This window comes from Halorubrum sp. CBA1229, from assembly GCF_003721435.2.
Taxonomy (GTDB): domain Archaea; phylum Halobacteriota; class Halobacteria; order Halobacteriales; family Haloferacaceae; genus Halorubrum.
Map to the genome: position 1 here is coordinate 3,136,224 of NZ_CP054585.1, position 21,657 is coordinate 3,157,880.

Annotated in this window: 19 protein-coding genes, 1 tRNA gene and 1 pseudogene; 5 read left to right on the top strand and 16 right to left on the bottom strand. The window is 67.9% G+C overall.

Going from position 1 to position 21,657, the window contains the following annotated elements; translation table 11 throughout:
• Window positions 1-4: 4 nt before the first annotated feature.
• From Hrr1229_RS15765 to thrS, 4 genes are all read right to left on the bottom strand, one after another.
• Window positions 5-736: a class I SAM-dependent methyltransferase gene (locus tag Hrr1229_RS15765; RefSeq protein WP_123112000.1), complete on the bottom strand. Its 732-nt coding sequence runs from the start codon at window positions 734-736 to the stop codon at window positions 5-7.
• A gap of 116 nt (window positions 737-852) precedes the next feature.
• The gene (locus tag Hrr1229_RS15770; protein ID WP_123111999.1) at window positions 853-1,962 is read right to left on the bottom strand and encodes a guanosine monophosphate reductase; all 1,110 of its coding nucleotides are present in this window, start codon (window positions 1,960-1,962) and stop codon (window positions 853-855) included.
• Between the two features lie 110 nt (window positions 1,963-2,072).
• The gene (locus Hrr1229_RS15775) at window positions 2,073-3,239 is read right to left on the bottom strand and encodes an alanine--glyoxylate aminotransferase family protein (protein WP_123111998.1); all 1,167 of its coding nucleotides are present in this window, start codon (window positions 3,237-3,239) and stop codon (window positions 2,073-2,075) included.
• 146 nt (window positions 3,240-3,385) lie between these two features.
• Window positions 3,386-5,362 (bottom strand): threonine--tRNA ligase, encoded by a 1,977-nt coding sequence (gene thrS, locus Hrr1229_RS15780; protein ID WP_176329431.1) that lies wholly within the window; start codon window positions 5,360-5,362, stop codon window positions 3,386-3,388.
• Between the two features lie 175 nt (window positions 5,363-5,537).
• Here thrS and Hrr1229_RS15785 point away from each other — a divergent pair, with 175 nt between their 5' ends.
• Window positions 5,538-6,518, top strand: coding sequence for a PLP-dependent cysteine synthase family protein (locus Hrr1229_RS15785; RefSeq protein ID WP_123114811.1), 981 nt, complete (start codon window positions 5,538-5,540; stop codon window positions 6,516-6,518).
• A 33-nt stretch (window positions 6,519-6,551) separates the two neighbouring features.
• Here Hrr1229_RS15785 and Hrr1229_RS15790 read toward each other — a convergent pair whose 3' ends face one another.
• Together Hrr1229_RS15790 and Hrr1229_RS15795 are read right to left on the bottom strand one after the other, a co-directional pair.
• Window positions 6,552-6,974, bottom strand: a complete 423-nt coding sequence (locus Hrr1229_RS15790; RefSeq protein WP_123111996.1) for a CoA-binding protein — start codon at window positions 6,972-6,974, stop codon at window positions 6,552-6,554.
• 101 nt (window positions 6,975-7,075) lie between these two features.
• Window positions 7,076-7,678, bottom strand: a complete 603-nt coding sequence (locus Hrr1229_RS15795) for a recombinase RecA (protein ID WP_123111995.1) — start codon at window positions 7,676-7,678, stop codon at window positions 7,076-7,078.
• A gap of 211 nt (window positions 7,679-7,889) precedes the next feature.
• On the opposite strand from Hrr1229_RS15795, the gene Hrr1229_RS15800 reads away from it, so the two are divergent.
• Window positions 7,890-7,964: transfer RNA gene (locus Hrr1229_RS15800), tRNA-Arg, on the top strand.
• 363 nt (window positions 7,965-8,327) lie between these two features.
• On the opposite strand, the gene Hrr1229_RS15805 is transcribed toward Hrr1229_RS15800, so the two are convergent.
• Window positions 8,328-8,816, bottom strand: coding sequence for a type IV pilin N-terminal domain-containing protein (locus tag Hrr1229_RS15805; protein ID WP_123111994.1), 489 nt, complete (start codon window positions 8,814-8,816; stop codon window positions 8,328-8,330).
• A 231-nt stretch (window positions 8,817-9,047) separates the two neighbouring features.
• On the opposite strand from Hrr1229_RS15805, the pseudogene Hrr1229_RS15810 reads away from it, so the two are divergent.
• Both Hrr1229_RS15810 and Hrr1229_RS15815 read left to right on the top strand, forming a co-directional pair.
• Window positions 9,048-9,711 (top strand): annotated as a pseudogene (locus Hrr1229_RS15810) (hypothetical protein).
• Window positions 9,712-9,724: 13 nt separating this feature from the next.
• On the top strand, window positions 9,725-11,323 hold the full coding sequence (locus Hrr1229_RS15815; RefSeq protein ID WP_123111993.1) for a 5'-nucleotidase C-terminal domain-containing protein: 1,599 nt from the start codon (window positions 9,725-9,727) through the stop codon (window positions 11,321-11,323).
• Between the two features lie 278 nt (window positions 11,324-11,601).
• Here Hrr1229_RS15815 and Hrr1229_RS15820 read toward each other — a convergent pair whose 3' ends face one another.
• The 3 genes from Hrr1229_RS15820 to Hrr1229_RS15830 all read right to left on the bottom strand — a co-directional run bounded on the left by Hrr1229_RS15820 (window position 11,602) and on the right by Hrr1229_RS15830 (window position 17,537).
• Window positions 11,602-11,817, bottom strand: a complete 216-nt coding sequence (locus Hrr1229_RS15820) for a hypothetical protein (RefSeq protein WP_123111992.1) — start codon at window positions 11,815-11,817, stop codon at window positions 11,602-11,604.
• A 204-nt stretch (window positions 11,818-12,021) separates the two neighbouring features.
• Window positions 12,022-14,865 carry an ATP-dependent DNA helicase gene (locus Hrr1229_RS15825; RefSeq protein WP_123111991.1) on the bottom strand — a complete coding sequence of 948 codons (2,844 nt, stop codon included), beginning with the start codon at window positions 14,863-14,865 and terminating at the stop codon, window positions 12,022-12,024.
• Window positions 14,862-17,537 carry a PD-(D/E)XK nuclease family protein gene (locus Hrr1229_RS15830; RefSeq protein WP_123111990.1) on the bottom strand — a complete coding sequence of 892 codons (2,676 nt, stop codon included), beginning with the start codon at window positions 17,535-17,537 and terminating at the stop codon, window positions 14,862-14,864. Before Hrr1229_RS15830 ends, Hrr1229_RS15825 begins: the two co-directional genes overlap by 4 nt.
• A 181-nt stretch (window positions 17,538-17,718) precedes the next feature.
• Here Hrr1229_RS15830 and Hrr1229_RS15835 point away from each other — a divergent pair, with 181 nt between their 5' ends.
• Complete coding sequence (locus tag Hrr1229_RS15835) at window positions 17,719-18,150, top strand: universal stress protein (RefSeq protein WP_123111989.1); 432 nt, start codon at window positions 17,719-17,721, stop codon at window positions 18,148-18,150.
• Between the two features lie 79 nt (window positions 18,151-18,229).
• On the opposite strand, the gene Hrr1229_RS15840 is transcribed toward Hrr1229_RS15835, so the two are convergent.
• The 6 genes from Hrr1229_RS15840 to Hrr1229_RS15860 all read right to left on the bottom strand — a co-directional run bounded on the left by Hrr1229_RS15840 (window position 18,230) and on the right by Hrr1229_RS15860 (window position 21,608).
• A complete protein-coding gene (locus Hrr1229_RS15840; protein ID WP_123111988.1) occupies window positions 18,230-19,435 on the bottom strand; it encodes an inorganic phosphate transporter in 1,206 nt (401 codons plus the stop codon).
• Between the two features lie 290 nt (window positions 19,436-19,725).
• Window positions 19,726-20,757, bottom strand: a complete 1,032-nt coding sequence (locus Hrr1229_RS15845; protein ID WP_123111958.1) for a phage integrase N-terminal SAM-like domain-containing protein — start codon at window positions 20,755-20,757, stop codon at window positions 19,726-19,728.
• Entirely contained in the window at window positions 20,754-20,882 is a 129-nt protein-coding gene (locus Hrr1229_RS18265) for a hypothetical protein (protein WP_255212529.1), read from the bottom strand. The genes Hrr1229_RS15845 and Hrr1229_RS18265 overlap by 4 nt, the downstream gene beginning before the upstream one ends.
• Window positions 20,879-21,043, bottom strand: coding sequence for a hypothetical protein (locus tag Hrr1229_RS15850; RefSeq protein ID WP_158606053.1), 165 nt, complete (start codon window positions 21,041-21,043; stop codon window positions 20,879-20,881). Before Hrr1229_RS15850 ends, Hrr1229_RS18265 begins: the two co-directional genes overlap by 4 nt.
• The gene (locus tag Hrr1229_RS15855) at window positions 21,040-21,306 is read right to left on the bottom strand and encodes a hypothetical protein (protein ID WP_123111957.1); all 267 of its coding nucleotides are present in this window, start codon (window positions 21,304-21,306) and stop codon (window positions 21,040-21,042) included. Before Hrr1229_RS15855 ends, Hrr1229_RS15850 begins: the two co-directional genes overlap by 4 nt.
• Window positions 21,303-21,608 (bottom strand): helix-turn-helix transcriptional regulator, encoded by a 306-nt coding sequence (locus Hrr1229_RS15860; RefSeq protein WP_123111956.1) that lies wholly within the window; start codon window positions 21,606-21,608, stop codon window positions 21,303-21,305. The genes Hrr1229_RS15855 and Hrr1229_RS15860 overlap by 4 nt, the downstream gene beginning before the upstream one ends.
• Window positions 21,609-21,657 lie beyond the last annotated feature (49 nt).

Below are 21,657 nucleotides of genomic sequence, written 5' to 3' on the forward strand. Positions count from 1 at the left end.
CGACTCACTCCGCGCCGCGCTTCCGCAGCGCGGCGCGGTAGTGGTACCCGTTCCCCTCGTCGCCGCGGGCGACGTCCGCGACCGTCCAGTCGGTCCCGACGGCGGCCTCGCGGAGTCGGGCGGGGCTGAACAGCCGGAGCTGGAGGATCGGGTTCGTCTCGCCCTCGTACTCGAAGAACATCACGCGGTGCGCGAGCCCCGGCGTCGGGTCGTCGCGGTAGCCGACGAGGTCGGCTGTCGCGGGGTGCGTGGGGTCGTAACAGTCGACGACCGCGGTCGCGTCGGGCGTCGTCACGTGCGCGAGGTCGCCGAGGAACGCGGAGAGCCCTCGCATCGACCCGGCGAGGCCGAGCTGGGTGCCGTTCGCGAGCGCCGACCCGAACCGGTCGCGGGAGAACTGCTCGCGCAGCGCGAACATGTCGCCCTCGCGGGCGTCGTCGACGCCGCGGTCGCGCATCGTCTCGACCAGCGCGGGGCTCGGTTCGAGCGCGACCGTCTCGAACCGCTTCTGGAAGTACAGCGCGTGCCGGCCCGTGCCCGCGCCGAGGTCTACGAGCGGTCCCTGCAGCCACGACGCCAACCACTCGTGCGCCGGGTCCTCGCTCGGATCGAACTCGGTGAAGTAGAACGCCTCGATCGGGTGTTCGACCGTCTCCCCGCCGTCCCGGTGCAAGAGGGGCTCGTCGCGCTCGCCGCGGAAGTGGTCGCGGATCGCGCGGCCGAAGGCGTCCGTCATGCGTCGAGAATGCGGGGTCACCGTGAAAAGTCGCTCGCGAGTGAGTCACGCAGACGCATGGACCCCCGCGCACCTCTCGATCGGCGGATCGGAGTCGTGCGGGCGCGTCCGGCGATTCAGTCGTCGCTCTCGGCGGCCGACCCGCCGGCCGCGTCGCCGACCCGTCTCGTCTCGCTGTCCACGCTGATCCCCTCCCAGTCGTCGTCGGTGTGGAACCCCTCGCGCTCCTTCGCACCGGGCGCGACGCGGATGAACGCCGCCTTCTCCCGGGCGCGCTCGATCGTGTGCCCGCCGCAGTACGAGAGCCCCGAGCGGATCCCCTGACAGAACTCCTCGGCGACGGTCGCGACCGGCCCCTTGTACGGCGTCAGGGCCTCGACCCCCTCGTCGGCGACCACGTCGGCGCCCTTGTCGTCGCGGTCCTCGGCGGCGGCGGTCGTCGCCATCCCCCGCGACCGCTTGTACCGCGTCCCGTCGACCTCGACGACCGCGCCCGGCGCCTCCTCCGTCCCGGCGAAGAGGCTCCCGAGCATCACGGTGTCGGCGCCGGCCATGAGCGCCTTGACCGCGTCGCCGGAGGTGCGGATCCCGCCGTCGGCGCAGACCGTCGCGTCGAGGCCCTCGGCCGCCGTCGCGCAGTCGTCGACCGCGGTGAGCTGCGGGACGCCGGCGCCCGCGACCTTCCGCGTGGTGCAGTGCGATCCGGGCCCGATGCCGACCTTCACGCAGTCGGCGCCGGCGGCCGCGAGGTCCTCGACGCCCGCGGGCGTCGCGACGTTGCCGGCGATCAGGTCCGTCTCCGGGAACTCGTCGGCGATGTCCTCGACCGCCGCGACCGTCCGGTCGAGGTGGCCGTGCGCGACGTCGACGACCACGGCGTCCACGCCGGCCTCGACCAGCGCGGCGCTCCGGGCAACGTGGTCCTCGTTGATGCCCACCGCGGCGGCGATCCGCTCGCCCGCGCCGGCCACGCGTTCGACCTGCGCCGCCTGTTCCTCGACGGTGAGGAACCGGTGGAGCACGCCGAGGCCGCCGGCGCGCGAGAGCTCGACCGCCAGCTCCGACTCGGTGACGGTGTCCATCGCCGCCGAGACGAGCGGCGTCTCCAGTTCGATGCCCGGCGTGAGCCGTGTCGAGAGGTCTACGTCGCTCCGGCTGTCGACGGGGGACCGCTGCGGAACGAGCAGCACGTCTCCGTAGCTCAGTCCGGTTCGTAGATCGTTCATACCCTTAGCGAAGGGAGAGACACGCGTTTATAAACCCCTCGCTGAGGTGCGACGGGCATTTAAAAAGACGAGTCGGAACCGCGGGTCGGACGAAGAGCGGCGGCGGCCGCTTAGAACCCCTGCTCGCCCAGCGCGTCCTCCAGCGCCGCCAGCACGTACTCGACGTTCTTCGGCCGGGCCGAGTGACCCATGCAGCCGATCCGCCAGATGTCGCCCTCGAGGTCGCCGAGGCCGGAGGCGATCTCGATGTCGTACTCCTCGAGGAGGTGCTCGATGACGGCGCCGTCGTCGACGCCGTCCGGGACGCGCACGGCGTTCAGGCTCGGCAGCCAGTACTCCTCGGCGGCGTTCATCTCGACCCCGAGGTCCAGCAGGCCCGCCTTCAGCTCGCCGGCGACGTCGCGGTGGCGGGCCCACCGCTCCTCGATCCCCTCTTCGGCGACCAGTCGGAGCGCCTCGCGGAGCGCGTACACGTTCGTGATCGGGGCGGTGTGGTGGTACGCGCGGTCCTCGCCCCAGTACCCCTCCAGCAGCGAGAGGTCGAGGTACCACGAGCGCGGCTCCTCCTCGCGGTCGAGCACCTTGTCCATCGCGCGGTCGTTCAGCGTGAGCGGGCTCGCGCCGGGCGGACAGGAGAGGCACTTCTGCGGGCCGGAGTAGGCGACGTCGACGTCCCACTCGTCGACGCGCATCTCGACGCCCCCGAGCGAGGTGACGCAGTCGGCGATCACGTACGCGTCGTGGGCGTGCGCGACCTCGGTCAGGGCGGGCACGTCGGGCTGGCGGACGCCGGTCGACGTCTCGGCGTGGACGAAGCCGAACACGTCGGGCTGGTGCTCGTCGAAGGCGCGTTCCACGTCGACCGGATCGAGCGGCTCGCCCCACGGCGCCGACACCTCGACGACCTCGCCGCCGGCGCGCTCGGCCATCGACTTCATCCGCCCGCCGAAGTAACCGTTCGTCGGCACCAGCATCGTGTCGCCCGGTTCGACGAGGTTGCCGATGGCGGCCTCCATCGAGGCGGAGCCGGTGCCGGACACCGGAATGGTCCACTGGTTGTCCGTCCGGAACGTGTAGCGGAGCAGCTCCTGGACCTCATCCATGATCTCGACGAACGACGGGTCGAGATGGCCGACTAGGGGCGTGCTCATCGCCCTGAGAACTCGCGGATGGACGTCGCTCGGGCCGGGGCCCATCAGTGTGCGGTCTGGCGGCGTCAGCTCCCCCACGTCGGGGGCGTCTTCGACGTCGCCGCGTGCCAGTTGCGTGTCGCTCATACATGAACCCCCAACGGTGACGGTCAAAAGTACGGCGGAACGCGTCCGGGGTTCGCGGGGGCGAGGCCGGTCGCCTATCGAGGGGGCGAGGCCGGTCGCTTCTCGCGGCGGCGACGGGGGTCGCTTCCCGCGTCGTTTCCCCGGCGTTACTCGGCGTCGACGAAGTCCGGCTCGGTCCGCTTCTCGTCGCGTTCGTCGACGAGGTGGTCCACGAAGGCGTCGAGCTCCACGTCGCCGCGCTGGTTCTCGAAGCGGTCGCGCACGGAGACGGTCCCGGCCGCCTCCTCGTCGTCGCCGACGATGACCATGTACGGGAGCCGGTCGTCGTGGCCGGCGCGGATCTTGCGGCCGACGGTCCAGTCGCGGTCCTCGACCTCGACGCGGAAGCCGGCGTCCTCGAGCTCGTTTTTCACGCGGTGCGCGTAGCCGAGCGTCTCGTCGGAGACGGGGAGGATCCGGACCTGCTCGGGGGCGAGCCACAGCGGGAAGTCGCCGTCGAAGTGCTCGATGAGCACCATGAAGAAGCGCTCGTAGCTCCCGTACAGCGCGCGGTGGATCATCACCGGCTGGTGGTCCTCGTTGTCCTCGCCCGTGTAGGTCAACTCGAACCGGTCGGGCATGTTGAAGTCGAGCTGGACGGTGGGCCCGTCCCAGACGCGGCCGAGGGCGTCCTCGAAGCCGAAGTCGATCTTCGGGCCGTAGAAGGCGCCGTCGCCGGGCTCGACGTCGTAGTCGTAGCCGCCGGACTCGAGCACGTCGCGGAGCTGCTCCTCGGCGGACTCCCAGATCTCGTCGCCGCCGACGGACTTGTCGGGGCGGGTCGCTAAGGCGACCTCGACTTCCAGATCGAGCGTCTCGACGACCTCGAAGATCATCTCGATCACCGACTCGATCTCCTGGCGGATCTGGTCCGGCCGGACGAACAGGTGGCCGTCGTCGATGGTGAACGACCAGACGCGCGAGAGCCCGGAGAGCTCGCCGCGCTGCTCCTTCCGGTACACCTTCCCGTTCTCGAAGTAGCGCTGCGGGAGGTCGCGGTACGACCACGACTGCTGGTCGAAGATCGTCGCGTGGCCCGGGCAGTTCATCGGCTTGAGCCCGTACTCCTCGTCGTTGACGTCGAGGAGGAACATGTCGTCCTTGTAGTTCTCGTAGTGCCCGGACTGCTTCCACAGCTCCGTCCGGAACACGTGCGGCGTCTCGACCTCCTCGTACCCGTTCTCGCGGTTGAGCTCGTTCGCGAAGTCAGACAGCTCGCGGAGCACGGTCTTCCCCGGCGGGTGGTACAGCGGGAGCCCCGGCCCGGTCACCGTCGGGATCGAGAAGAGGTTCATCTCCTGGCCGATCTTCCGGTGGTCGCGCTCCATCGCCTCCTCGCGTAGCTCGAGGTGCTCCTCCAAATCGGACTCTGAGGCGAACGCCGTCCCGTACACGCGCGTCAGCGTGTCGTTCTCCTCGTCGCCGCGCCAGTAGGCGGCCGACACCTCCAGTAAGGCCGCCGCCCCGATCTCGCCGGTCGACTCGACGTGGGGGCCCTGACAGAGGTCCCGCCAGCCGTCCTGGGCGTAGAAGGTGACCTCCTCGTCGTCGGCCTCCTCCTCTAAGATCTGCAGCTTGTACTCGTTGTCGGCGTAGATCTCTTTCGCCTCCTCGCGGGACCGGACCTCGCGCTCGATGTCGTAGTCGGCCTCGATGATCGCCTCCATCTCGTCCTCGATGGCGTCGAGGTCGTCCTCGTCGAGGTCGACGTCGGTCACGTCGTAGTAGAACCCGTCGTCGGTCGGGGGCCCGATCGTGAGGGTCGCCTCGGGGTGAAGCCGCTGGAGGGCCTGCGCGAAGACGTGGGCGGCGGAGTGGCGCAGCACGGTGAGGTACTCGTCGGATTGGTCGGTGACGATCTCGATCCGCGCGCCGTCGTGGACCTCGGCGTGCTTCTCGACGAGTTCGCCGTCGATCTTCCCCGCCACGGTGTCGCGACCGAGCCCGGGGCCGATCTCGAAGGCGACGTCCTCGACTGTCGCCCCCGCCGGAACGTCCAGCTCTGATCCGTCCGGAAGGACGACCGTCACGTCGGCCTGCGCATCGGTCTCGCTCATACCTCTTCGGAACCGGACGAGCGGCATAAGTTTGTTCGATCCCCGGTACGACGCCGCGCCCGCGACGCGCTCGATGCCCGCCCGGGCGATTCCGACCCGAGCGCCGGCGACGTCGGCCGGCAACACCGGCCGACACCGCCGACAGGGGGACGCCGACGCGGGCATGGAAACACGCAAAAGGGGCGGCAACGATTGCGCGAACATGACGACCCATCGGGAGCCCCTGTCGTCGGTGCTGGAGACGATCGGGGAGACGCCGCTCGTCCGGGTGCACGACTCGCCGGACGCGGTGCCGGTGTACGCGAAGCTGGAGTCGTTCAACCCCGGCGCGAGCATCAAAGACCGGATCGGGAAGTACATGCTCGAACGGATGCTCGAGCGCGGCGACGTCGGCGAGGGCGGTACCGTCGTCGAGCCGACCGCCGGCAACACCGGGATCGGGCTGGCGGTCGCCGCCAAGCAGCTGGGACTGAACGCCGTGTTCGTCGTGCCCGAGCGGTTCTCCGTGGAGAAACAGCAGCTCATGCGCGCGCTCGGCGCGGAGGTGGTCAACACCCCGAGCGAGGACGGGATGGGGTTCGCCATCGACCGCGCCGGCGAGATCGCCGACGAGCTCGACGACGCCGTCGTCCCCCAGCAGTTCTCGAACCCGCTCAACGCCGAAGCCCACTACGAGACGACCGCCCCCGAGGTCGACGAGGCGCTGGACGGCGAGGTGGGCGCCGTCGTCGCCGGCTGCGGCACCGCCGGGACGCTGATGGGGATGGCCCGCTACTTCCGCGAGCGAGACGCCGACACCCGCGTCGTGGCGGTCGAGCCCGCCGGCTCCGCGTACCGCGAGTTCCTCGGCGAGGACGTCGACCACGAGGAGTACAAGACGGAGGGGATCGGCACGCACGACATCGACACCAACGAGCTGTTCGACCCCGCCCTCGTCGACGACATCCGACCGATCCCGGACCGCGAGGTCCACGAGGAGATGGGCCGGCTCGCCGCGGAGGAGGGCCACCTCGTCGCCTCCTCCGCGGCCGCGAACGCGATCGCGGCCAAGCGGGTCGCCCGCGAGATCCGCGACGGCGACGTCGACGCCCCCCACGACGCCGTCGTCACCGTCTTCCCCGACTCCTCGGAGCGCTACCTCTCGAAGGGCGTCTATCGATCGTTCGAGGAGTGGGAAGGGTAGCCGCCTCGGATTCCGGACCGTCTCGGGGGTCGCCTACCCGCGCAGGCGACCGTGCTCGACTTTCATACACCGGTCCTGTACGACATCGATCCCGTCGGCCTCCGCGGCCGCGGCCGCCTCGTCGTGGCTGATCCCGAGCTGGAGCCACGCCGCGCCCGCGTCGCCGCGCGCCGCGTGTCGCTCGCGCACCGCGTCGAGGATCTCCGGCACCTCCTCGCTCGGGCGGAAGACGTTCACGAGATCGATCTCGCTCTCGACGTCCGCGAGGGCGTCGAACGCGGGCTCGCCGAGGACTCGATCCGCGAACGGATTCACCGGGACGATCCGATAGCCGTGGCGCTGGAGGTACGCCGGCACGTCGTGCGCCGGCTTGCCGGCCGTCGTCGAGCAGCCGATCACGGCGATCGTGTCGGCGTCGAGCAGCCGGTCGAGTCCCTCGTCGTCTCTGATGGGCATGCGTCGTTCTTCGCGGGCGGAGGGATTAAATCTACCACCCGAGACGCGATCGCTGGCCGACGGACCGAGGGCGGTCCGGGGGCGTCGCCCGGCCCACGGCCTCACGCCAGCCGGATCTCGGGCTCCCCGTCTTCGGGAACCTTGATGACGCCGTCGAAGAGCTGTTTGAGGGTGTTCATCGCCTGATCGTCGTGCGACGTCGAGTCGATGCTGAACAGGCCGAGCCCGTTGACGCTCTGGATGCGCCCGGTGAACACGTGGAGGAACCGGAACACCGTCTGGAGGTCCGAGTACATCAGCAGCGTCGACAGCGAGTGGACCATCACGCGGTTCTCCTCGATGCCGCGGTCGCCGAACGCCTGCAGGAACTCCGAGAGCTTGATCCCGATGCCGGTCATGTCCACCGGCGAGGAGGCGTACTTGATCCGGGACGATTCGCGGGCGTCGTTGACGCCCTGCTGGCGCGTGACGCAGTCGACGACGGCGACCGGCTTCCCCTCGTACGGCGTCCGCTTCTCGTAGTCTTTCAGGACGCGGTCGGCGCCGTCCTTCGTGGTCACGACGATCGCGCCGTCGCCGCGGTCGGTCCCGGCGGCCAACACGTCCATCATCATGGACCGCTTGCCGGTCAGCGGCGGACCGGTGAGCAGGAGGTTCGTTCCGGGTTCGACCTCCGCTTCGAAGTGTGGCCTCAGGTCATACATGGGGGTACCTCGACGACGGCAAGACCGGCCCGGACCGCTCGTTCGGCTGCGAGGCCGTACGACGAAGACACATCTACTACGGAAACCATACCCGGTCCCGATAATATTCTTTTTGATCGCTCACGGGCGGACCCAAAAGGTGGGCTCCGACGGTCACCGGACGATTTCGAACCGCGGGACTTAACACGTCCAGCGGAAAAGCAATCGGTACGGGCGCTTAGCTCAGTCTGGATAGAGTGCTTGGCTTCGGACCAAGTTGTCGCGGGTTCAAATCCTGCAGCGCCCATTCGTTTTCATGATGCTTCGGATTATGCAGACTGCGAAGAATTGTTTATAAACAATTCTTTTATTTGTGCTGAATCTCATCAGGTCCAGTGATACGGGTCAACGAGGTCATTCGGTTCGTAGGTTTCTAACCGTGATGAGCCGGTTAGAACTCTCAAAAAAAGAGATATCGCGTCTAACGGTCACGACGACGACCCGCTGGTGAGTCTTGTGGATCGATACCGCTCTTGCGTACTTGCTGGAGAGTAAGGGAGTATTAAGAATGCGCGACATCTGTATAACTCTGAGACGATCACGAATTCGCGGAACACTACCGCTATTGGATTTAAATATCGAAAAATATTGGGCTGGCGGAGGTAGTCAGTTAGAACGTGATGTCGCCGCCACTGATAGTGCTGATGTCATCTACCTCAATCGTTCGGTCTAGCAAGACCGAATCACTCGGCGTGTGAATGATACGAATGCGGAGATCCTCGGTTGCGGTACTATCGTCGGTAACACCGAATGTCCCGGTTTGGATGTCACCAACTGTTAGTGCGTCACCGAATTCTCCACTTGAATTAGCTTCATCGCCGTCACTGTCAGTTATGATTATGTTAAGACTCTGGGAGTCGATCCGATCACCACCGCTGTGCTCAATTTCAAGATTGTATTGACCTGCAGTTGTGGTATCATTCTCCACGTTCACATCTAGTTGCGCCGTCGGCTGACTATCCCCGAGCGAGTCCCCGAGTCCGAGCACGAACGTCCCGATGACGGCGGCCAGAATTACAGTGATTGCGACCATGAGGATAACCCCAATAACGGGACTCACCGCACGGTTGTCCGAGTTGAACAGGTTGCTTGGTTTCATAGTTTGAACCCAGCGGCCCACCGACGGAACGGCCGATCCGTTCCGAACGGTTAGCTGGTTACTAACAGATTTAACGGCCGACATTATGTAGTTATTGTCCGGAATATCACGGGCGAAAATTGGAGGGGCAAGGTGAAACCAGTTGGCGCGTAATCAGTTCGCACGGATCCCACGGCCCAGGCTCTCGCGCGGACGTACAGCGACCGAGAGTACCCGGACCCGTGGGAGAAGGTGCTCGACTTCCGTCGCGTGCTCGACTACGCCGCCGACCACCCGAACGCCGGACGAACGCGGGTCGGGAACGTCCTCGACCTCCCCCCGTCTCGCGTTCGCGGCTGGCTCGACGACGAGGTCCCGGACCCCGCGAGCGGGGTCCACACCGCGTCACAGCGAGGCTGGCTCGATCCGACTCCCGACAGCGACGCGGCCGCCGGGCTCGTCGAGCTGCTCGCGCACGTCCTCGCGGGCGGGAGCATCGCCCGAAAAGAGCTACGCGCCGGCCGTGACCCCCGGCCGACGCGTGGACGTCGACGAGATCCGAGCGGCGTTCGACCGCGTCGGCGTCGAGACGACCACTCGCCGCGAGCACGCGAGCAGCCGCGCGACCGAAGTCGTTCTCGGAACCGACGCGTCCGTGCTCGGGCGGTGTCTCGTGGCGATGGGCGCGCCGCTCGGGTGTAAGACCGACCTCGACCGGCTTCCGGCGGTCGTGTGGGAGGTGCCGACGGCGGTCCGCGAGTCGTTCGTCCGCGTCTACGTTCGGCACCGCGCGACGCACAATCGGTCGAAGGCGACGCTTACCATTAGGGAGGAGCGCCCGGGAACTGACCTCTTTTGCGGCGATATTCCCGCAATTATATCCGTTACCCTAAGTGAAACGATTGCGCTGCGGTAGTCGTTGAACTGTCATGTCGGATAGCGAACTGCGACGGCGGACAGTGCTCTCGTATCTCGGCGCCACCGGTGTCAGCGTCGCGCTCGCCGGCTGTAACCAAGGCGATGACGGGGGCAACACCACAGATTCCCCGGATGAGACGGAGAACGAAACGGCTGACGAGACGCCGACGGAACCGGCCACGGAGTCGCTGACGCTGCTTCACGACACCCACGTCGGCGGGCGGCTCGGGACCGCCGACGCCAACGATAACGAGAACATCGAGAGCTACTTCGGGCTGATGGACGACCTCGCCGAACCGGACCGCACGCTGCGGTTGGGTGCCGGCGACGACCTGGGCTCGTCGGCCCTGTCGTCGGAGTTCGAGGGGCAACACGTCATCGACCCGTTCGAGGCCGGCGACCTCACCCACGACACGTTCGGCAACCACGACTTCGACTTCGGCCCGGACGTGCTCCGGACCCGGGTCTCCGAGACCGAGGACTTCCTGTGGGTCAGCGCCAACGTCGACGAGCCATCCGGTGAGATGTTCGCCGGCGCGGAGGGGGCCGAGCGCTACGACATCGTCGAGCTGGCCGGCGTGTCGATCGGGGTCACGGGCGTCCTGACGCCGCGGGCGAGAGAGGTGACGAGCCTTGGCGACGCGACGGTCGAAGACCCGACTGATGCGCTCAACGAGGTGGTTCCGGAGATGCGCGACGACGGCGCCGAGGTGGTCGTCGTGATGTCTCACGTCTCCAACGACCTGGCGCGCAACGAGATCGCTCCCAACGTCGACGGGATCGACGTCATCGTCGGCGACGACGCCGCCGAGCAGTTCGACGAGGCGGTCGAGATCAACGACACCGTCCTCTCGTTCGTCGGCGACGAGTACGACTACCTGGGCGAGGTCACGCTCGAGGTCGGCGACGACGGGATCCGGTCGCACGACCGGTCGGTGTACGACGTGAGCGAGGAGGAGATCGAGCCGAACGAGGCGGTCGAGGCGGTCGCGGACTTCTACCGGCGCCAGGTCGACAGCGAGGTGATCGGCGAGACCACGGTCCCGCTGAACTGCGTGAGCGAGGACCTCCGCACGGGGGAGACCAACTCGGGCAACTTGGTGGCCGACGCGGTCAGGGACGCCGTCGGCTCCGACGTCGTCATTCAGAACGGCGGCGGGATCCGGACGAACACGCTGTACCCGCCGGGTGACATCACCGATCTGCTCGTCCGCCAGATCCTGCCGTTCGGCAACACGACCACCGAACTGGAGGTGAGCGGCCAGACGCTCCACGACGCCCTGGAGAACGGCGTCAGCGAAGTCGAGAGCCTCGAGGGGCGGTTCCCGCAGGTCAGCGGCATGGAGTTCGCGTGGGACCCGGAGGCCGAGCCGGGCGACCGGGTCGATCCGGCAGACGTCACCGTCGGCGGCGACCCGCTGGAGTTGGAGGCGACCTACACCGTCGGGACGAATAACTTCATGGCCGATGGCGGCGACGGGTACGACATGCTGTCGGGCGCCACGCGGACCGACGCCGGCGGAACAGGCCTCGCTCAGCTGGTGATCGACCGGATTCGGGAACGGACGCCTATCTCTCCGGAAACGGAAGGACGGATCACCCGACTCTGAGTCGACCGTCGGTCTGATACCGAGCCCCCTCCCGGCGCTCGGGCGGCCTCTCGACCGCAGGACCGAGAATGAAGCGCATGTCTGAGCAACCGCGTCCGGCGACGACGCTCCCGACTGTACTGGTTATCGGTGATCTCACTGAAAAGGATGCGTCGCATCTGTCGGTCGCCTAGCGCGCGACCGGTTGTGTTACCCGTCCCTGAGAACGACCGGTTGTGCTGTCGGTCGCCTAGCGCGCGACCGGTTGTGTTACCCGTCCCTGAGAACGACCGGTTGTGCTATCGGTCCCTGAATTCCACCGTGTAGCCGTTGTCGCGGAGCGCCTCGACGAGGTCGTCACCGGCCTCGATCGTGAACTCGTGGAACGAGTTGGTCGGGGTGTCCGCCGTGTACAACTCCGAGTCGATATTATCGGGGATTTCGTTCTGGTGAGTGTCCTCTTGCACGACGACCGGTTGACTGGGTACGCGTTTGGAGCCGCTGTCTTCGGTCATTTGGATATGTGTCGTTGTCGCTGTTCGGCTATTTGTATTCCGGTTCTCTGTCGGTCGAGACGACCGTCTACCGATACCACGTGATCCGACGCGAGTCGAACGCGGCGCCGCCGTGTCTGTGGTTCTCGATCTCTATGCGGAGAGACACGGAACGACGGCGGTCAGCCGGGATTCTCTCGCCCGCCCGGGAAGCTACGTCGACGCTCAGTCCGCTTCCGTTATCAACTCGCGAATGGCGTCGAGCGAGAGCGGCTCGATAGTATGCCGGGTCCCGGTCTCCGTGTACAGGATGCTCGTTCCGACCTCGCGCTCCGGATAGGCCTCGCGGACGACGTGGTGGTAGACGCTCAGCTGCTTGCGGTACTCCGGTTCGCCGTGGCGACCGCGGTCGGTCTTGTAGTCGACGATCTCGACGCGGTCCGGCGTCACGTGGACGAGGTCGACGACGCCGGAGACGGTCACGCGCTCGCCGTCGACCGCGAGCGGCAGGTAGGCGTCCTCCTCGACCAGCAGCTCGCCGTCGAGGCCGTCGAGGAACCGCGCGACGTGCGCCTCGTCGTCGTTCCGCGGGTCGACGTCCTCGCCGAGCGCGTACGCTTCGGCGAACTCGTGGACTCGGGTTCCGAACTCTGTCCCGCGACCGCCCTCTACCGCCTCGAAGACCTCGTTCCGCATGAGCGTGTGCGGAGTGTGGCCGCGCGGCCCCGCCGAGACCGGCGTCTCGACCTCCAGTCCGGTCCCCTCGGCCGTTCCGGTCGGGCGCGCCGTCACGTCGGGGACGATCGATTCGATCTCGACCGGGAGTTCCTCGATGAAGGTGTTGGGGTCCTCGCCGGCGGAGAGGACCACGTGGCTCTCCGCCCGGGTGATCGCGACGTAGAGGAGGCGGCGCTCCTCGTCGTAGTCGCGGGGCGTGCACGCCCGGAGCACGTCGGTCCGCCAGTTATCGTAGACGTGGGGCGTCCCGTGTGCGTCCGCCGAGTAGACCTTCCGCTGCCGGAGCCCCACGGGGTCGTCGTAGGTGACGACACCGCCGTTACCTCCGGCCGGCGGGAACCGCCCGCTGTTCATGTTGGCCAGGATGACGATGGGGTGTTCGAGCCCCTTCGTGGCGTGGATCGTCTGGACCGTCACCGAGTCGGTCCCCGCGCCGTCGTGGACGTCGTGGGTGCTCCCGGCGTCGATGCCGCGTTCGATGAAGCGGATGAGGTCGCCGCGCGTCTGCGTCGTCGCGTCGTGGACCGACTGGACCGTGTGGAGGACGACGTCGGCGGTCGCCCCGTCGTAGCCGTAGCGGGCGAACACGCGCCGCGCGACGCCGCCGACCGTCGCCGTCGACCGGAGCTCCTCGCGGAACGCCGCCGCGTTCTCGGGGTACGTCTCGGCGTCGAGCATCGAATCGACCTCGTCGAGCGCGTAGCCCGCCCGCTCGAGCACGACCGCCCAGCCGCGGTCGCCGTCGTCCTCGAGGATCCGCAGCCAAGCGAGCAGCAGCTTCGCCTGGTCCGTCCGGAAGAGCTCGATCCCGCCCTCGTACGCCATCGGCAGCCCGTACTCCTCGGCGGTTCCGAGCAGCTCGCGCCCGAAGTCGCGGGTGCGCGTCAGCACGGCGACATCTCCGAACTCCGGCGCGCGGAGGTCGCCGTCGTCTCCCTCGACCCGGTACGACTCGCTGCCGACGATGTCCTGTATTTTCGTCAGCACGGCCGCCGCTTCCTCGTCGCTTCGGATGGCCTCGATGACGGTGTTGTCGCGGTCCGAGTTGGACTCCAGCGAGACGATCCGGTCGTCGACGGCCGCCGCGTCGACGTCGTCGCGGCTCGCCGCGGGGACGCGCAGGGCGTGTTCTGAGAAGTCGAGGATCGCCTGCGTGGAGCGGTAGTTCTCGACGAGCTCGACGGTGGTGACGGGACGGGTCGGGAACGAGACGCGCTCGCGGTCGGCGTTCAGCTGGTCGACGAACCGGTCGAGGCGGTCCTCGAACGCGACGATGTTGTCGACGTCGGCGTACTGGAAGCCGTAGATGCTCTGTTTCCAGTCGCCGACGACACAGAGGTTGTCCGTGTCCGCGAGCAGGAGCGCGAGCTTGAACTGGATCTCGCTGGAGTCCTGGAACTCGTCGATCGTCACGTACTCGAACGCCACGTCGTCGCGGAGGGCGTGGTCCTCGCAGAGCAGGACGAACGCGAACAGCTGGAGCATCCCGAAGTTCAGGTAGTTCCGCCGCAGCGCGAACCGGAGGTACCCGTGGTAGACGTCGTGGACGAACCGCTTCAGCTCCTCCCGGTCGTCGTCGAAGACGCGCTCCGCGAGCCCCTCGGGAACCGCCTTGCCGCCGCCGCGGATCGCCTCCTTCTCGGGGGCGTCCGGGAGGTAACACTTGTTCCGGCCGTAGCGGCCGAGCGCCGACCGGAGCGTCGACTGCCTGCTCCCGCCGTTCCGCGGCTCGTTCAGCTCGTCGAACTGCCTTTTAAATGCCGCGAAGTCGCCGTCGAGGTGGCGTTCCCCGTCGCGGTACCAGCCGTCGGCCGTCGGAAAGACGCCCTTCGCCGCGAGCTGATTAATGAGACCGAGCAGCTCGCCCGGGTCCGAGAGCGCGCGGAAGACGTCGTCGTACTCGGGGTGGTCGTCGCCGAAGCGGTCGAGGAACCCGTCGAACAACGCTCCCTCGACGAGCTCGTTCTCGACGATCCGCGTCGACCCGGTGATGCGGTCGTCGATGCCGAGGTGCGTCGGGGCGGCGTGCCCGTGCTCCTCGAGCAAATCGTGACACAGCGAGTGGAACGTCTGGATCGGCGCGTCCGCGAGCTCGCGGGTGCCGTAGCGGGAGTGGCCCACGATGCGCTCCTTCATCTCGGCGGCGGCGTTGTTCGTGAACGTCACGAGGAGGACGTCGTCGGGGTCGACGCCCTCCTGCGAGACGATGTTCGCGTAGCGGCGCGTCACGGTGAACGTCTTCCCCGTGCCGGCGCCGGCGTCGACGAGGTAGAGCCCCTCCGTGCCCTCGATGAGCGTTCGCTGCCGGTCGTTCGGCTCGAGGTCGGTCATCGGTCGCCCTCCAGGAGGAGGTCGCGGTTGTCCACGTACCGGAAGTTCGGCTCGCCGCCGAGCCCGTCGACCGGGAACCGCTCGTCGCCGGCGCGCCGCCGATTCAGCTCCGCGAGCCGCTCGTCGACGAACGCCTCGAACGCGTCGAGGTCGCCCTCGAAGAAGGCCCGTCCGCGAGCGCGTGCCAGCTGGCGCAACGCCTGCCGACAGCCGGACGCGACGTATTTGTAGTCGCCGACGCGCTCTTTCATCCGCGCGGTCAGCGCCTCGCCGAACGCCGAGTCGACGAGGTCGTCGCTATCGGTCGTCTCGGGGAGGGATGCCTCGTCGAACACCGAGGCGTAGTCCGCGTACTCGACCTGCGAGAGCGTCTTCTGACAGTCGTTCGCGCCGTCCGTGACGAGCCCGTCGAAGAATCCCTCCGAGCGCGCGTACTCCTCGAACGGCGTCGGGTGGTAGGTAACCGTCGTCAGCGCGTCGTCGAGGTCGGCCTCACCGGTGACGACGTCGTCGAGCGTCTCCAGGAAGTGGAAGAACGTGAACTCCAGCCGCCGGTCGGGGCGCTGCGAGCGCCAGTGGGTGAGGTACAGCAGCGCCTGGAAGTTCGGCGAGTCGCTCGGCGGATCGAGCGCCGAGTTCCCGACGACTCGGGAGGCGCTCTTGCGCCGACCGCTCTTGTGGTCGACCAAGCGGGTGGGAGAGTGAACCAGGTCGATCTTCCCTTTGAGTCCCAGGTCGTCGTTCTCGAACCACCGTTCGGTGACCGGCGAGTCGACGGGCCGGTCGAACCGGTCGGCGAAGGCGTTGCTCCCCCGACCGCTCGCGGCCGTGAGGAACTCGCCGTCGACCGGCGGGTTCGCCTCGAAGTACTCGGCGATGGTCTCCAGCCCGGCGCGGTACTTCGTCCGCCGCGTCGCCTCGTCGACCGACCGGAGGAACGGCCGCGTCTCGGCGAGCATGTGGTCGACGACCTCGTCGATGACGGCCCCGTCGACGAAGTCGGGGTGGGCGACGTAGAACTCGGCGAAGTCGTGGAAGAGGTTTCCTTCCGTGAAGTAGTCCGTATCCGGGCTGTCGACGAGCCTCCCGAAGAAGTGGTCGCGGGGGGAGTTGACGTAGGTCCCGAGCGTCGATTGGCTGACGGTCGACACCTCGGTGGGGACGACGCCGGTCGGCTCCCGCTCGAACCCCTCGCGGGAGCGGTCGTCCTCGTCCGAGTGATCGTCCTCACTGGAGCGGTCGCCGTCACCGGAGCGGTCGCCGTCACCGGAGCGGTCGCCGTCACCGGAGCGGTCAATTTTCCGCGTGTGCGCCTCCGACTCCAGGTCGCTGAAGCGCTCGAACTCCCCGTCGAGCAGTTCCTCGAAGTAGAGGCACGGCGTCACCGGCGACCCGCCCTCCGCGTCCCGCACGAGGTAGTACTGCGTCGCTCCGCTCTGGAGGAGGAGCTGGAACCCGCGGATGTTGCGGGTGTACTGGGCGTCCCGGTCGACCCACGGTCGTCGCGGCGCCGAGTGGGTCCAGTCCTCGTCCAGTCCGAGGTAGAAGACGACCGGGCGGTCGACGTAGGCGGCCGACTTCGCGTCGGCGAGCAGCACCCCCTCGTTCTCGCGGTCGACCGGGACCTCGTAGCTCTGAAGGTAGAAGGCGAGCCGGTCCACGACGCGCTCGGTCGCCCGCGAGTCGGCGACGCCGAGCGTCTCCAGCTCCTCGCGGAACGCGTCGAGCCGGCGGCCGGTCCGGTCCTCGAACCGACCGAGCGCCTCGGCGACGGTCCGGGTCTCGACGCGCTCACAGAAGTCGACGACCCAGTCGAGCGTCGACTCGTCGGTCTCGTAGAGCCGCTTCTCGTCGTGTTCGACGTCGACCGAGGCGCCGAGCCGCGCGAGGAGCGGGCGTATCTCGCCGACGCGCGTGTCGGTGCCGGCGTGCGCGGCGCGGAGGAGCTGCACGAACGCGCGGTGGTCGGGGTCGTCGGCGAACCCGGGCCCGCCGTAGAACGGGACGTCGACGGCTTCGAGCGCCGACTCGACGAGCACGGAGAACTCGCTCTCCTGATCGAGCACGACGGCGACGTCGTCCGCGTTGGCCTCGCTGACGGCGTCAGCGACGGCGTCGACGATCGCCGTCGCCGAGTCGAAGACGTGGAACGGCGGCCGGTCGAACTCCCGCTCGCTGAACAGGTCGACCCCGTCGTACTCGTCGGGGAGGATCGTTCGCTCCAGTCGCGTCAGTTGGGCTTCGCCGACGACGGCGACGTCGTTCGCGTCGTCGATGCGGTAGTCGGTGAGTCGACGAGACGTCGTGTCGAGGTCGGCGACGTGCTCGACCGCCTGCCGCGTGGCGTCGTCGACGTACGCGTCGTAATCGAGGATCGCGTCGAGACGACCGCGGTGTTCCCAGCACTGGAGGATGTTCCCGACGGCGTAGGCGGCGCGCTTCCAGTCGAGGTCGGTCTGGTCGACGAGTTCGAGGAAGGCGATCCGGTCCTCGGCCTCCTCGCGGCGCCCCGCCGCGAGTCGGCGGGGCGTGATCGCGAACGAGCCGAGCCGCGGCCGGTCGATGCGGCGGTTCAGCGCGCTCGCCAGCGGCGCGTCCGGAACCACGACGAGGTCGTGTCCGGCGACCGCCTCGTAGAGGTCGTCGATCGGCCGGGCGCGGGGAAATGACACGACTGGACCATCGGCCCTCGATTAATAAAGGTTCACAGACCGACGCGGTGTCGACGCCCTCACACCGACCTCCTCCGCGGAGTCGGTCATCGGGGCTCGTCTGTCCCGTGTCGGGCGACCGGGGAGCCGACCGCGCTCTGACGACCGCTGTTACTATGTGCGAGCGGGTTCGACCCGTCGTATGGCGCCATCGCACGTCCTCGTCCCGCTCGACGGGTCGCCGCTGGCCGACGAGGCGCTCACACAGGCGATCGAGCTCTTCGATTGTCGGGTGACCGTTCTGAACGTGGTGACGCCGATCGACGCGACGATGAGCGAGGGCGGCGTTCTCGAACCCGACGAAAACCGCCGTGAGACGGCTCGAGACCGCACCGAGAGCGTCGTCGAACGGGCGAAGACGCGAGCGAGCGAGGCCGACCGATCCATCGAAACGGCGGTGGAGACCGGCGACCCCGCCGAGGTCATACTCGAGTACGTCGCCGCTCACGACGTCGACCGCGTCGTCATGGGCGGGCACGGCGGTGAGCGGGGAAGTATCGCTCGCCGACTGCTCGGAACCGTGGCGACGACCGTCGTCAGCGAGGCCCCCGTGACCGTGACGGTCGTCCGCTGACCGCCGTCCGCTGACGGTCGTCCGCTGACCGCCGTCCGCTGACGGTCGTCCGCTGACGGTCGCCCGCTTACCCGGTTCGTCACCCGCCGAGCACCGCGGCGAAGACCTTGTAGAGCCCGAACCCGATGGCGATAGAGGCGACGAGCGTGATCAGCCAGAACCCGAGGGTGACACCGATCTTCCGCCGAGAGACGCCCGCCGATCCGCCGGCGAGCCCCCCGCCGATGACGCCGGAGATGATGATGTTGTTGAACGAGATCGGGATCCCCAGCGCGATGGCCAGCTGCGCGATGATGAACCCGGGGACGAGCGCGGCGATGGAGCGTCTGACCCCCAACTGCGCGTACTCGCGGGAGGTCGCTTGGAGCAGCTTCGGCGCTCCCATCCACGCGCCCGCGAGGATGCCCGTCGCGCCGAGCGAGAGCAGGACGATGCCGGGGAGTCCGAGCTCGACCCCGTAGAGGTTCTCGAGCGGCCCGGTCGCCAGCCCGACCTGACTGCCGCCGCTGGAGAAGGCGACGACGCTCCCGAGGACGATGAGGAAGGTCCGAATGCCGCCCTCGACCGACGCCTGCGTCCGCCGGCGGATGGCCAGGAACCACGCCGCGGCGGCCGCCAGCGTGACGAGCGCGACCACCGGATCGATATCGGCGACCGTCGGCGTCTCGACCTGCCGCGCGATGAACCCCGCGACGGAACTCTGGGTCGCGTCGGGCGGCGAGGGGATGACGCCCAACTGGACGTTGGCGACGATGCCGCCGACCACCGCCGCGAGCAGCGGGACGCCGACCGTCTCCGGGATGTCGTCGCGTCGGAGAACGGTGGCGGTGAGATAGGCGAGCCCGCCCGAAACGGGGGGAACGAGCGCCCAGAAGAGCGCGATGCGGCGGTAGGTGTCGATCGCCGGGTCGCCGCCGAGCGAGAGCCCCACGCCCACCATCGCCCCCGTCGTCGCGAACGCCGCCGGGACCGGATAGCCGGTGTAGACGCCGAAGGCCATGAACCCGGTCGCGGTCAGCAGCCCCGCCGTCGCTGCCAGCGACGTTATCTGGACGCCGTTTATGAGCCCCGCTCCGACCGTCTCGGAGATCGCCCCGCCCTGCGTGAGCGCGCCGAGCGCGGCGAGGATCCCGATGAGGAAGGCGGCCCGCATCGTCGAGATGGCGTTGGCGCCGATCGCCGGGGCGAACGGGGGCGAGTTGCTGTTGGCGCCGAGCGCCCACGCCGTGGCGAGGCTGGTGAGCGTCGCCAGCGCGACGAGCGCCCAGAAGACGGCTCCCGCCACGCTCAACGGCCTCCGCTGACGGCGGTTCGAACCATGTCACCCACTTCGACGGAGGCGGTGATTAAACGTTCCCCCGACGCGTCCGCGATGCACGTCGGAAGGCTACGGTCGCAGACTCGATTCGCTCGAAAAACGAGTCGGTAGCACGTGTGGTGAAATCACCGTCGACACGGTACCGACGCTCGCGACGTGTCTCGCGGCAGCAGAGAATGGGGCCGGAGGGCGAAGCGAAACTCGCAGATCCCGCTTCTCCGACTCTCTTCCCGACCGATCCGACTGATCGCGTTTGCTTACGCTGGCTCATTATTGATGTCTAAGTCCGTGTGCTGCTGCTGTCGTTCTTCGAACTCTTCGACTACCGTGGCCTGATCGTAGTACCGCCGGATCGTCGCCGGCTTCGCGTTGACCCGGCGAGCGACATACTCGATGTCGCCGTCCGTCTCGTTCAGGAGCCACGTGATCGCGCCGGTCCGAATTGCATGCGGCGACCTCGACGACGGACACTTCCCGGACTCTGCCCGACTCGTCCACTCGCAGCTGTGACGCTCTCGTGAGTGCGGGCAGCCGGTGTAGAGACACGGTTGGGTCGACTGGTAGCACCAGGACCGAATCGTCGTCCGACTCGGTCGCCCCTGTCGCGTCGAGAAGAGCGGATCGCGGCCGTACTTGTCCCGCTTGTCCGGCCGCTCTCGAGCGACGTACATGTCGAGCGCTGCGACGACATCGTCGTTGACGCTCACTATCCGTTCGCCCTCGGCGTCGTTCTTCAGCGGCGTCTCCGTCTCCGGCCGATGGTAGAACCGCAGTGTCCCCTCCTCGGCGTCGTAGTCGCCGAGATCGAGGCCACGGAGACCGCCGAGACGGCACGCCGTGTGCCAAAGCACCTCCATCGAGGCGTGCCAGGCCGTTCCGAACCACTGGTCAGAGTCGCGGAAGTAGTTCAAGTGCTTCCGCGCTCTGTCCGCCGGCAACTGCTCGTCGCTCGTCTCCTCGTCTTTCGTCAGTTTCGGGATCTCGACCTTCTTACTGAGCTCCTCGTCGACAACCTCGATCCGTTCGCAGAATTCGAACAGCTGCTTGATCGAGACCATCGCGCTCTTCACCGTCGACGGAGAGACATCGTCCGACTCACGGTGGTGGCGGTAGTCGTCGATCTCCCAACCGTCAATATCACGCATCGTCTCGATATCGTTCTCCTCACACCACTCGACGAAGTGACTCAGCCGATGCGCGTAGCTCCGAACCGTCTCGTCGGCCTGCCGCTGCTGGCGCCGACTCAGGAAGCGATCGGCCGCTTCCCTCGGTGAAAGCTCCCGGCTCATGGTCCCCGGTCAAGACAGTCGAGCGACCGGCCGGCGTACCGGCCGCAGTTCGGGCAGGTGTTCCCGTTCACGAACCGGTTGACGAGCCGGTCGCACTGCGGGCACTCCCACAGCTTCCCGGTCACGGAGCCACCACCTCGCCCGTGTCGAACTCGCTCGCGGGGATCCCGGCCTGCCGGCGCGCCATGTCGACCGCAGCCGAGTCCGTCGCGAGCACGCCGACGGCGACCGTCTCGACGTGCCAGCCGTGCGACGAGCGCAGTTCGACGTCGACCTCCCGGCTCACGGGTCGGCCTCCGGCGCGTCGAGCTCGTCGTAGTCGAGATCGCGGAGCTCCGCGGTCACCCAGCTCGCGTCACCCGGCAGATTCCGGGCGAGCCGGTGGACATCGTAGTCCGCGACCACGGCCCCGGGCGTCATCACCGCGTAGAGCAGCTGCGGGGAGTGGTAGCCCGCGGGCTCCAGTTCCGGATCGTCGTCGGGGTCGAGGCGTTCGACGCCGACCGTGTACGCGGTCGCCTCGCCGTCGGCGATGCGGGTGAACCTCATTCGTCACCTCCCGCCTGCCACGCTTGGCGGGCTTTGAGGGCGCGGCGGGCCGACTCGGTGAGTCGGTACTCGTTGGTGCGCTTGTCGCGCGCCTGCTTGGCGACAAGGTCGCGCTCGACGAGCTTGTCGAGGTTCTGGTAGAGGCGGCTGTGGTTGAGTTCCTCGCCGTAGTAGTCGGCGAGTTCCGCCTTCAGCGAGAGCCCCTTGCGGGCGTCGTCGTGGGACAGCGCCCACAGGAGATCGCGCTGGAAGGCGGTGAGGTCCGCGAGCGCGTCGTGGTCCGCGGCGCACTCCGCGCTCATGCGTCGTCCTCCGCACATGAGAAACAGACGGGCACGCCGCGCTCTGCGT

What these genes read in the sequence shown, in the direction of transcription:
- Hrr1229_RS15855 (WP_123111957.1), bottom strand. Translation starts at nt 21,306, where the DNA reads ATGAGGTTCACCCGCATCGCCGACGGCGAGGCGACCGCGTACACGGTC.
- Hrr1229_RS15815 (WP_123111993.1), top strand. Translation starts at nt 9,725, where the DNA reads ATGTCGGATAGCGAACTGCGACGGCGGACAGTGCTCTCGTATCTCGGC.
- Hrr1229_RS15845 (WP_123111958.1), bottom strand. Translation starts at nt 20,757, where the DNA reads ATGAGCCGGGAGCTTTCACCGAGGGAAGCGGCCGATCGCTTCCTGAGT.
- Hrr1229_RS15860 (WP_123111956.1), bottom strand. Translation starts at nt 21,608, where the DNA reads ATGAGCGCGGAGTGCGCCGCGGACCACGACGCGCTCGCGGACCTCACC.
- thrS (WP_176329431.1), bottom strand. Translation starts at nt 5,362, where the DNA reads ATGCCGCTCGTCCGGTTCCGAAGAGGTATGAGCGAGACCGATGCGCAG.
- Hrr1229_RS15820 (WP_123111992.1), bottom strand. Translation starts at nt 11,817, where the DNA reads ATGACCGAAGACAGCGGCTCCAAACGCGTACCCAGTCAACCGGTCGTC.
- Hrr1229_RS15785 (WP_123114811.1), top strand. Translation starts at nt 5,538, where the DNA reads ATGACGACCCATCGGGAGCCCCTGTCGTCGGTGCTGGAGACGATCGGG.
- Hrr1229_RS15765 (WP_123112000.1), bottom strand. Translation starts at nt 736, where the DNA reads ATGACGGACGCCTTCGGCCGCGCGATCCGCGACCACTTCCGCGGCGAG.
- Hrr1229_RS15835 (WP_123111989.1), top strand. Translation starts at nt 17,719, where the DNA reads ATGGCGCCATCGCACGTCCTCGTCCCGCTCGACGGGTCGCCGCTGGCC.
- Hrr1229_RS15770 (WP_123111999.1), bottom strand. Translation starts at nt 1,962, where the DNA reads ATGAACGATCTACGAACCGGACTGAGCTACGGAGACGTGCTGCTCGTT.
- Hrr1229_RS15795 (WP_123111995.1), bottom strand. Translation starts at nt 7,678, where the DNA reads ATGTATGACCTGAGGCCACACTTCGAAGCGGAGGTCGAACCCGGAACG.
- Hrr1229_RS15825 (WP_123111991.1), bottom strand. Translation starts at nt 14,865, where the DNA reads ATGACCGACCTCGAGCCGAACGACCGGCAGCGAACGCTCATCGAGGGC.
- Hrr1229_RS15805 (WP_123111994.1), bottom strand. Translation starts at nt 8,816, where the DNA reads ATGAAACCAAGCAACCTGTTCAACTCGGACAACCGTGCGGTGAGTCCC.
- Hrr1229_RS15790 (WP_123111996.1), bottom strand. Translation starts at nt 6,974, where the DNA reads ATGCCCATCAGAGACGACGAGGGACTCGACCGGCTGCTCGACGCCGAC.
- Hrr1229_RS15775 (WP_123111998.1), bottom strand. Translation starts at nt 3,239, where the DNA reads ATGAGCGACACGCAACTGGCACGCGGCGACGTCGAAGACGCCCCCGAC.